The organism is Synergistales bacterium (assembly GCA_021736445.1).
In the GTDB taxonomy this organism is placed as follows: domain Bacteria; phylum Synergistota; class Synergistia; order Synergistales; family Aminiphilaceae; genus JAIPGA01.
In genome coordinates, this window is the sequence record JAIPGA010000097.1 from 1 (window position 1) to 8,502 (window position 8,502).

At 58.4% G+C, this 8,502-nt stretch carries 10 protein-coding genes and 1 pseudogene; all 11 read right to left on the bottom strand.

The features are described from left to right. On the bottom strand, window positions 1-285 hold a 285-nt coding region (locus K9L28_10865), incomplete at its 3' end, for a phage tail protein (GenBank protein MCF7936830.1). Continuing rightward, window positions 278-1,396, bottom strand: coding sequence for a baseplate J/gp47 family protein (locus K9L28_10870; GenBank protein ID MCF7936831.1), 1,119 nt, complete (start codon window positions 1,394-1,396; stop codon window positions 278-280). The genes K9L28_10865 and K9L28_10870, both read right to left, overlap by 8 nt. Beyond that, window positions 1,396-1,731: a hypothetical protein gene (locus tag K9L28_10875; GenBank protein ID MCF7936832.1), complete on the bottom strand. Its 336-nt coding sequence runs from the start codon at window positions 1,729-1,731 to the stop codon at window positions 1,396-1,398. The genes K9L28_10870 and K9L28_10875 overlap by 1 nt, the downstream gene beginning before the upstream one ends. Then, a complete protein-coding gene (locus K9L28_10880; protein MCF7936833.1) occupies window positions 1,731-2,117 on the bottom strand; it encodes a phage tail protein in 387 nt (128 codons plus the stop codon). Before K9L28_10880 ends, K9L28_10875 begins: the two co-directional genes overlap by 1 nt. 6 nt (window positions 2,118-2,123) lie before the next feature. After that, a pseudogene (locus K9L28_10885) lies at window positions 2,124-2,261 on the bottom strand (PAAR domain-containing protein). 172 nt (window positions 2,262-2,433) lie between these two features. After that, on the bottom strand, window positions 2,434-2,913 hold the full coding sequence (locus K9L28_10890) for a phage baseplate assembly protein V (protein ID MCF7936834.1): 480 nt from the start codon (window positions 2,911-2,913) through the stop codon (window positions 2,434-2,436). A 1-nt stretch (window position 2,914) separates the two neighbouring features. Then, entirely contained in the window at window positions 2,915-3,934 is a 1,020-nt protein-coding gene (locus tag K9L28_10895) for a hypothetical protein (GenBank protein ID MCF7936835.1), read from the bottom strand. A gap of 189 nt (window positions 3,935-4,123) precedes the next feature. Beyond that, window positions 4,124-6,523, bottom strand: a complete 2,400-nt coding sequence (locus tag K9L28_10900) for a phage tail tape measure protein (protein ID MCF7936836.1) — start codon at window positions 6,521-6,523, stop codon at window positions 4,124-4,126. Between the two features lie 146 nt (window positions 6,524-6,669). After that, a complete protein-coding gene (locus K9L28_10905) occupies window positions 6,670-6,912 on the bottom strand; it encodes a phage tail assembly protein (protein ID MCF7936837.1) in 243 nt (80 codons plus the stop codon). A 91-nt stretch (window positions 6,913-7,003) separates the two neighbouring features. Further along, on the bottom strand, window positions 7,004-7,525 hold the full coding sequence (locus K9L28_10910; protein ID MCF7936838.1) for a phage major tail tube protein: 522 nt from the start codon (window positions 7,523-7,525) through the stop codon (window positions 7,004-7,006). A 91-nt stretch (window positions 7,526-7,616) separates the two neighbouring features. After that, a partial coding sequence (locus K9L28_10915) for a phage tail sheath family protein (GenBank protein ID MCF7936839.1) occupies window positions 7,617-8,502 on the bottom strand: 886 nt, incomplete at its 5' end.

Below are 8,502 nucleotides of genomic sequence, written 5' to 3' on the forward strand. Positions count from 1 at the left end.
GCCCTTGTATTTATGCCAGGCGATTGACTCGCGCACCAGGTTGCGCTTTAGCTCGATATTTAAATCCGGCTCCCAGAAATCAACGTGCAGCTGCCAGGCCAGGTGATCAATAACGGGCTCGGGCAGTTCCTCCAGCCGGGCATACAGCAGGGGCTTTTCCAGCTCCGCATGCACCATCTGGATTTCACTGTCAATTGCTTGTGCTGCGGCCGCGATTGTCGGGTCTGCGCTTATGGAATCCGGCAGAAGCTCTGCGAACTTGATTTCTGTCAGTGTTTTAGGCATCTTCAAGGCCTCCGTACGTCACGGTTTTCGTGCCGTCTGCCGCCACTTCGGATAAATCCAGAGTCTGAAAGGCGGCCGGGCTTGTGACCTCGACCCGCTTGGCCCCGGCCTGTTGAATACGCCGGATCAGGTCCGAAGGATTGATATCCCGGCCGATCTTTGTTTTCTGCCACAAAATATATGCATCCACCGCATCCTGGACCGCATCCTGGATTGATGCGGCGATGCCTGCGTCATTCGTGCTTATGTAATAGGTGATGTCCACATCAAAGGAGACCTGCGCCGGGGCCTGGACGGATACCTGATCCGTGAGGGGGCGCCGCTTGTCTGATGAGACGATCTCCTCCACGTCATCCAGGTGTGTCTGCTGCGGAAGCTCTCCGCCGGTCATCAATACATACAGATTCACCTGTCCGGGTGTGGGAGATAATACCGATACATCCGCTATGTCCTGGTGTGCGGTTTGTGCCCAGTACACGTATGCATGATAAGGCCCGGCAGTGGAATATTTTTCAGGCGCCAGCCGGATCCGCTGCCGGAAATTGTCATCCGCTTCCTCGTCCGATCCGCCCAGGGATGTGTCTGTATTAGCCACGGACGTGATGTTCTCGACCACGTCCACCATTTTGTTGATCTGGCCGGCCACGAATCCGTTTCCGTCAGACCCGGCGGTTTGGCATTGTGCCGTCACCGTCACAGACGTGTCCCCGGCCGGGATCTCTGCGGCCTCTGTGGTGGCAAAATAGATCTGCCCCCCGGGCGTAACCCTGGAGCCTGCCGGGATCAGCACGGCAAACCCCAGCGGTTCCGCGATGGAATACTGCATGGTGGCTTTTGCGGCGGACGCCTCCAGGCGGGTGGTGTCGGTGAGCACGCCCAGATGGTCCAGAAAATTCCCTTGTGCATACCCGAGAAGATTCTGCTTGCCGGTGTAATCGATGATGACGCGCTGCTGGGCGATCAGGGCGGCCAGCCCTTCCAGGAAAAGCCGCTCCGGGTCTCCCGGATACAGCTTTTTTCCGGTGATCGCCTCATGTGTGGTAAGCACATAACTTTCCACCTTTGCCGTATCGGTCTCGGTGAACTGTATATTGTCCAGATCGGAAAACATTACAACACCCCCTGTTTGATTTTCACCCGGATCTGCGGCACCAGGGCCCCGTCCATGGCTTCCGTTTCCGTTTGAACAAAACGGATGTCCGTGACCTCGACCCTGGGTTCATATTTTTTCAATGCCCGGTATATCTCGGACACTTCCATGGCCACGGCCCTGGGTTCGGGCTTGTCCAGGGCATCCCCCAGCCGGGCGAAATCCCGGTTTAAAAACACGCTGTCGCGGAGCGTGGCCAGGATCGTCCGCAAACTCTGCAGAATCCCTGCGACACCTTCCGCCCCGATGACAACGGAGCTTCCATCCGGGGTGACCGTGTATTCCGTTTGTGCCATCAGTTGTACTCCTTGAATTCAAGAGAGGCGATGGCCACGAGCGCCCGGCCATCCGCGTCCGTCCGTGTTTTTCTTTCCGTGATAGTCGTCAGCACATATTCTCCCAGCGGCCGGGTCCCGATCACAAGCACCTGGGGCTCGCCTGTCAATTTCAAATCATATAAGGCCGCGATCTCTTTTTCCGGGTTCACCCAGGAGGCATCCAGCCGTATATTGAAGCTGACCGTCTCGAGCTTATGCCCTGTGAACTCCAGCTTTTCCTTGCCCTCGGCCACCGCGTGCTCGGCAAACGTGGAAACATGCCGCCTGCGGTAGTTGTCCCAGGTTTTGATTCTGGAGGCGCTCACTTCGAAAAATATGGGGCCGAATGATCCGGTTTGTGCCATCAGTTTCTACCCTCCTGCGTATACATCCGGGCTTCCTGTAGCCATTCCGCTGCCGCAGGAAACCGGATCCCCGATCCGGCAGAGAGCCTTTCCGTTCGCAAAAACCGTGGCGCTGCCCCCGGCAGCCGTTCCGCCGTGCGGCGGGTTGGGCGGTCATGCGTGCGGATTCCAGCCGTCCCCGACCCGATGGACGGGAATCTTGTTGGCGTATACATCCGGACTGCCTGCGCTGTTCGCCCTCGGGGGCCAGCAGCCGTGCCCGGTTCCCATGTCTCCTTTTCTGTGTACGGCTGGCATTTCATTGCATCCTCTTTCATCAGTTCAAATCGATTCGCGGGGCCGTGACCGTCACGCTCTCGCCGGAATCGATCAGCACGGCCCCGTCCGCGTGCACCGTGATCGTGCCCTTGACGTTGACATCCAGGTGGTGGGTTTTGCGGTCATACTCCATGGTGGTGCCGTCGCTGAATTCCACGTGTCTTTTGTCCTGACTCTTGACCGGTACCGGATCCGGTTCCGAGTAGAAGCTGCCCGCCACAAACCCCTGTTCAAGCCCGAACGGCAGGAAAATGCAGAGCACCTGGTCACCGATGTCCGGCATCCAGTAGTCCTTGTCCTTGTGGACTTTGCGGACAAGGACCCGCAGATCATGAGAGACCAGGCCGTCCCCGTCCGGTACCGTCACCCGCACGGTGGCCGCGGCCGGATCCGTGGACGACACCACCGCCACCCGGATGGTGGACTCGAGCACCGAACGGATGTAATCGCTCACCCATGATTTGATTTTCTCCATCATATCAGTACTCCAGGGTCCTTTTCAGTTCCGCGCCGGTCCTGTACCCGACGCTCTTGCTGTATGAGTGGGTCACCTTCTCCACGAAATACGTGCCCGTGAAAACCCCGAATCCGTCCATTCGCACGGTGTTGGAGGCGAACAGGCGCGGGTCCCCGATGGAATCGAACCCGCCGGTGATCTCCTCCCGGTTTCGTTTCCGAAGCTCGGCCTTTGCCAGCATTTCCGCGGTGGCCAGGTCTTCCACGCGCTTGTTGATCTTGAGGATCTGGCCGTTTTCCGGGCCGTCCGCAGGGGTGAACGTGTAACTCAGCGTCTGCTTGGCAGGCGGGTCGAAATAATCCACCCGGCAGCCGGAAAACACTTCATGAGCCTGGGAGGAAAAATCCCAGGTGGATACGTCCTCCGGCCGGAACGTCAGGGCAGGAGGCTTTGCGTCATAAGTTTTCCCGTCAAACAGGATAATCTGCCGCTCGGCCGCCTTCAGCCGGAGCCCGGATTCATCCGCCAGGCGGGAGAGAAACCCGAGGTCCGATTCATTGCGCTGGTCCTTTCTCTGGTACGAAACCCCGGGCGCGTCATACACGCATGTGATATCATTCTGCCCGGCGAGCTCGGACGCGATCCCCTCCAGGGTGATATGCGCCCACGCCCTGGTTTTTTCCTCGCGACGCAGGGAGGATTTCACCGTACTGGACGCCGCCCGGATTTGCACCCGGTTCGGCGGGCCTGATACCTGTATGTCATCGATGGTGTATGTCCCGCACGGGTACGTGTATACATCCCCCGCAGCCGGGAAATCAAAACACTCGATACTTGCGACAAGTTCCGCGCCTTTGTCCGGGAACCAGTCCCCGATCCACAAGCGGCCCCGGTCCTCCAGGGTGATGGACAGATCGTCCGCTTTGCCGCCTGCATGATCGGTGCACTGAAAATCCGTGATCATGTCCGCAATGTCCGCGGAGATGTCCGTGCCGTCATACAGCACTTTGAGCCGGGCGTGCCTGGTGTTCACCTCTTCCATGGCGGCAGTGTCTCCGGTTTGTTGTCAGGGGTTTCAATCTGTGGCACGGTCAGCACGGTACCGGCGCTGAAAAACACCGTGTGCCTGTGGGCCGGATTGGCCATGATCAGCTCGTGCATGTATTTTTCAGATCCCAGGGTCTCTTTTGCGATCTGGTCCCATGCCTGCCCCTGCTTTGTGGTGTATGTATCAGGCAAAGCTCAGCCTCCGTTCGTCCTTGAAAAAGTCCCGCACCGCTTCTTTTGCTTTGATTGCCGCCTGGTTCCCGGCGGACTCGATCTGTTCCGCCGAGGTCTCCCCATCGCCTCCGATGGTGATGGTTTGATGTATGGTCTGGTAAATGGTTACGCTTCGACCGCCGGATCCGCGTCCGCCCCCGGCGGACACCCCGCCCCGGATACCGCCCATGGCCTGCTGCGCCGTGCGGGTCAGGTCCGGGGTGGATTGCTTGATGCCCCGGCCGATGGTGGAGCCGATGGCCCGGCCGGATTTGGTGAGATCGGACAGCGGTCCTTTTTTGGCGTCCGAGAACGGCAGGAACTCCCGGACCTTTTTGAACGCCGCCCCGATCATCTTTTTGGGCTCGCCGATCATAGACTTGATTCCGCCCACCAGCGTGCCCACGATCTTTTTCCCGGACTCGAACAGGTTGAAATTGGACAGCCAGTTCTTGACCGGGTTGAATGCCTGCATGATGAGGCCGAGCGGGGAAAACTTGAACGCCGTCTCCATGATCTTGGCCACGGTGGGGAATTTTTCCCGGACCCAGCCCCAGAAGTTGCCGAAAAATTCCTTGACCTTGGTCCAGTTTTTCACCATCCACACGGCACCGGCTGCAAGAGCTGCGGTACCGGTGATCAAAAGACCGATCGGGTTGGCATTCATGGCCGCATTCAACACCCACTGGGCGGCGGCCCATGCTTTTGTGCCTATGGCCACCGCTTTCTGTTTCACTGCCAGGCCTATGGCCACCGCCTTTTGTCGGGCCAACGCTATGTTGGTTTTCAGGACGGACGGCCGGAAAAAATCAAACGTGGCTTTTACAATTTGAGCCCCGTCAGACACCAGGGTCATTCCGTACCGGGCGCCCATGGATGCGACTTTGAGCGTGACCAGTCCGGCTGCGGCCCCGATCACCACCTTGGTGGTTGTCGGAAATGTTTCCGCCAGGTCCGCAACCGACCCGGCGGTTTTGCCGACCACTCCCATGACAATATTCAGCGGAGGCAGCAGGACCGACCCCAGGGTAATGCCCAGCTTGGAAACCCGGTTCTGGAAGATCTGCATCTGGTGTTCCGTGGTGCTTGCCCGCTCTGCATACTCCTTCTGCATGGATCCTGCATATTTGGCCCGGTCCGAGACACTCTCGAACGCCTTGTCCAGGTTCTCCATATTGGAGAGCAGCGGGGCAATGACGCCCTGGGATTCCTCCCCGAAAAGCTCCTGGAGCATTCCCGGCCGGGCCGCCTCGGGCAATTCTTTCAACGCCTTGAATACGGACTTGATCGCTCCCTGGGCATCGTTCTGCATCCGGTCTGCCATGCCGCCGGCGGAAAACCCCAGGGCCTGCAGGGAGTCCTTGATCCGTTTCGGGGCCTGCTCTCCTGCTGTCAGGGTGTTGATCAGCTTTTTCATTGCAGTGGCGCTGCGCTCCGGTCCCTGGTTGGAGGTCAACAGGGTGGCCCCCAGGGCGGCGATTTCCTGTTTCATCAGTCCGGCAGCCTGTGCAGACGCGCCCTGGCGGTTGATGACCCTGGACAGGTCTCCTGCCTCTGCATTCATGTTGTTGGACAGGTGATTGACCGCGTCTGCCAGCTCTTCGGTTTCCTCCTGGGAGAGCCGCATGGATGCCCGCCACCCGGCCATGGTTTTGCCGGCCTCTCTGCCGGACATGTCAAAGGCCGTGCCCATCTTGACCGCGGTTTCCGCAAATGTCGTGAGCTGGTCCCTTGCAATACCGGCCTGGCCCGCCGCCGCCACGATATCCCCGATACCGGACGCGGCCATGGGCATACGGGTGGAAAGGTTGAGCACATCCTTGCCCATGGCCTTGAACTGGGCCGGGCTCTCAAAGTCCATTACTTTTTTCACGTCCGCCATTTTGGACTCGAAGTCCATGGCCTGCTTGATGGGGAACGCCACGGCCGCGCCTGCTGCAGTCGCCCCCATAAACTGGCCCTGGATTCCCTGACGGGTCTCCTGGTTGGCCTGGCGTTTCTGGAGCCGCGCCTGTCTTCGCTCCGCCTGTTTCATGGCCGCGCCGAGCTGGTCGTACTGATCCGCGGCCCTGCCGATCTCGATGCCGTGTTTTTTGGCTTCCCTGGACGCCTCCACGAACTTCCGGCGGGTCTCGGATATCCTGCGGTTCAGATTGGCATTGCTGTGGCCGGCCACCTCCTGGCGGCGGCGGAGCTCTTCCAGCTCCTGCTTGTACTTGCGCACGTTGTCCGCTGCCAGGCGCTGCTTGGACATTCTCCGCATGGACGCGCCCAGCTCCTGCATCTGGTCCTGTGCCGCGCTGAAGGTCCGGCGGAAACCGGTGCCCATTGCCGCGCCGATGTTGAATTCAACGGAGAATGTGCGTGCCATGCGTTATTCCTTTGCGTCTTTAATGATTTTTTGAACATCCCGGGCGTGGGCCATCAACTCCGGGATGTCGAGTTCCAGCCAGTAGTCCATGGGGGTGTAGGTCGCCATGGCCAGATCCAGACAGGTGCGCCTCAGCTCCGGCCATGTCAGGACAAAAAATCCCCGTACGCTTCCTGCAGTTTTCCGTAGTCTTTCATGTCCAGCTCTTCCAGGTCCTCCGGGTTGATCCCGGTGAGCGCCCCGAAAAGGGCGAGCTCCTGCCCGCCCGGATCTGCCGCCGCTTTTTCCGCGTTCCGCTGGTCCTTCACCTTGGGCCGCCGCAGGGTCAGGGACTCCACGGTTTTCCCGTCAATGGTCAAGGGATGATCCAGCTTGATTTCAGTCGTCATATATCAGCCTCCGTTGTTATAAGTGTTAAGTGGTTAAGTGTTAAGTGGTTAAGAAAAAGACTTGAAACTTAACACTTAAAACTTAACACTTTTACAGTCCCAGGTTTTCCCGCACGCTCTGCAGGTAGTCCTCGCCCTCGATCTTGCAGATAAAGTTGTACTTGTCGATTTCGATTTTTTCCGTTCCGTCCACAAGCACCTTGATGTAGTTGACCTCGAATTCGCTGACCGCTTCCTGGGCCGCGCCCACGTCGAGCTTTCCAAGCTGGGTGTTTTTCGGCACGGCCTTGACCACGACTTTGAGCGCCTTGGTTAGATACTTGCCGTCGGATGCGTCGTATACCTGGACGGACCCGCGCAAATCCAGTTGGTGCGCCTGCGGTTTCGCCAAAATCGTGGTGTTGCCGGTGATTACACGCCAGTTCATAGTTAGACTCATTGAGCCGTAGTGCCCGAGTACCGGCGAGTCCACCTCCCCGGCCACGCCCGCGCCTTTGACAGTATCGGTCATGGCTTCCAGGTTGGGCAGCTCCACATCGGAATTGCCCAGAAGGTCGGTGCCGTCCAGGTACACCCTGAAGTTGATCAGTTTCTCAGGTACCGGATTTGACATTGTAGTTCTCCTTTTATAAGTTTTAAGTGGTTAAGTGGTTAAGTGTTAAGAAAAAGACTTGGAACCTAACACTTAAAACTTAACACTTTTTTTATCCGAACAAAGTGCTCATGTATTCAGGGTCGTATTCCATGATAAAGTCGATTTCCCTTGCCGGGCTCGGCGGGGTGACATACACATGGAACTTGATGATTCCGTCCATCAGATCCGTGACCACGTTCTCACTCTCGTTGAACTCCACTCGGCCGCCCAGGATGAACCCGCGCGCGGCGAGGCCGTTCAGCCAGATATTGGCCGAATCCACAATGGTTTCGATGAGCCTGCGGTTCACGGGATAATCCACCTTCTGCCAGAACGTGAGCGTCAGCGTGTTCCCGATCCAGTTGAACATTCTGCGGATCGGCACAAACGCGTCCTTGGGATCGGTAACCGCCGGATACGTCCCGGTCCGGCTGCCCCAGCATTTCCACCCGCCGATGAAGTTCAGCGCCGTGACAATGCCGTTTCCGTTCAGGTACTGGCCTTCCCCAGGGCCGAGCCACACCTCTGAGCCGTTGGCCACGGCCGAGTCCATCTGGAAATTGTGGTTGCTCGGGCTTGCATACGGGATGTCTTCGTTGTCCCCGTCGGTCTGGGCGATCAGCCCGGCAAGCTGGGAACTCATCCAGTAGGTTTTGTCGCCCAGCTTCACGCGCGGCCAGCACACGATCTGAAGCTCATCCGTGAGGTTGTTGGTGTTCTTGGTCTCGGGCGCGTCCGAGTATTTGGTGACCGTTGTGTGGTCCAGATCCGTCAGGGCCATGGCTTTGAAATGGGAGTTGATGTTCCCTGCCTTGGCTGTCATGGTGGCGGCCACCGTGGTGTCCTGGGACCAGTTCGGACATACGATCTGGCCGGGCACCATGCGGAACTTGGGAAAGACTTCGTTGACAAGCTCCAGCCCGTTTTTCTCCCCGGTTCCCGCGTCTATGCCGCCG

Bases quoted from the DNA above. Each gene is read 5' to 3' on its own strand.
- K9L28_10900 (MCF7936836.1), bottom strand. From the start codon at position 6,523: ATGGCACGCACATTCTCCGTTGAATTCAACATCGGCGCGGCAATGGGC.
- K9L28_10890 (MCF7936834.1), bottom strand. From the start codon at position 2,913: ATGATGGAGAAAATCAAATCATGGGTGAGCGATTACATCCGTTCGGTG.
- K9L28_10895 (MCF7936835.1), bottom strand. From the start codon at position 3,934: ATGGAAGAGGTGAACACCAGGCACGCCCGGCTCAAAGTGCTGTATGAC.
- K9L28_10910 (MCF7936838.1), bottom strand. From the start codon at position 7,525: ATGTCAAATCCGGTACCTGAGAAACTGATCAACTTCAGGGTGTACCTG.
- K9L28_10870 (MCF7936831.1), bottom strand. From the start codon at position 1,396: ATGTTTTCCGATCTGGACAATATACAGTTCACCGAGACCGATACGGCA.
- K9L28_10905 (MCF7936837.1), bottom strand. From the start codon at position 6,912: ATGACGACTGAAATCAAGCTGGATCATCCCTTGACCATTGACGGGAAA.
- K9L28_10875 (MCF7936832.1), bottom strand. From the start codon at position 1,731: ATGGCACAAACGGAATACACGGTCACCCCGGATGGAAGCTCCGTTGTC.
- K9L28_10880 (MCF7936833.1), bottom strand. From the start codon at position 2,117: ATGGCACAAACCGGATCATTCGGCCCCATATTTTTCGAAGTGAGCGCC.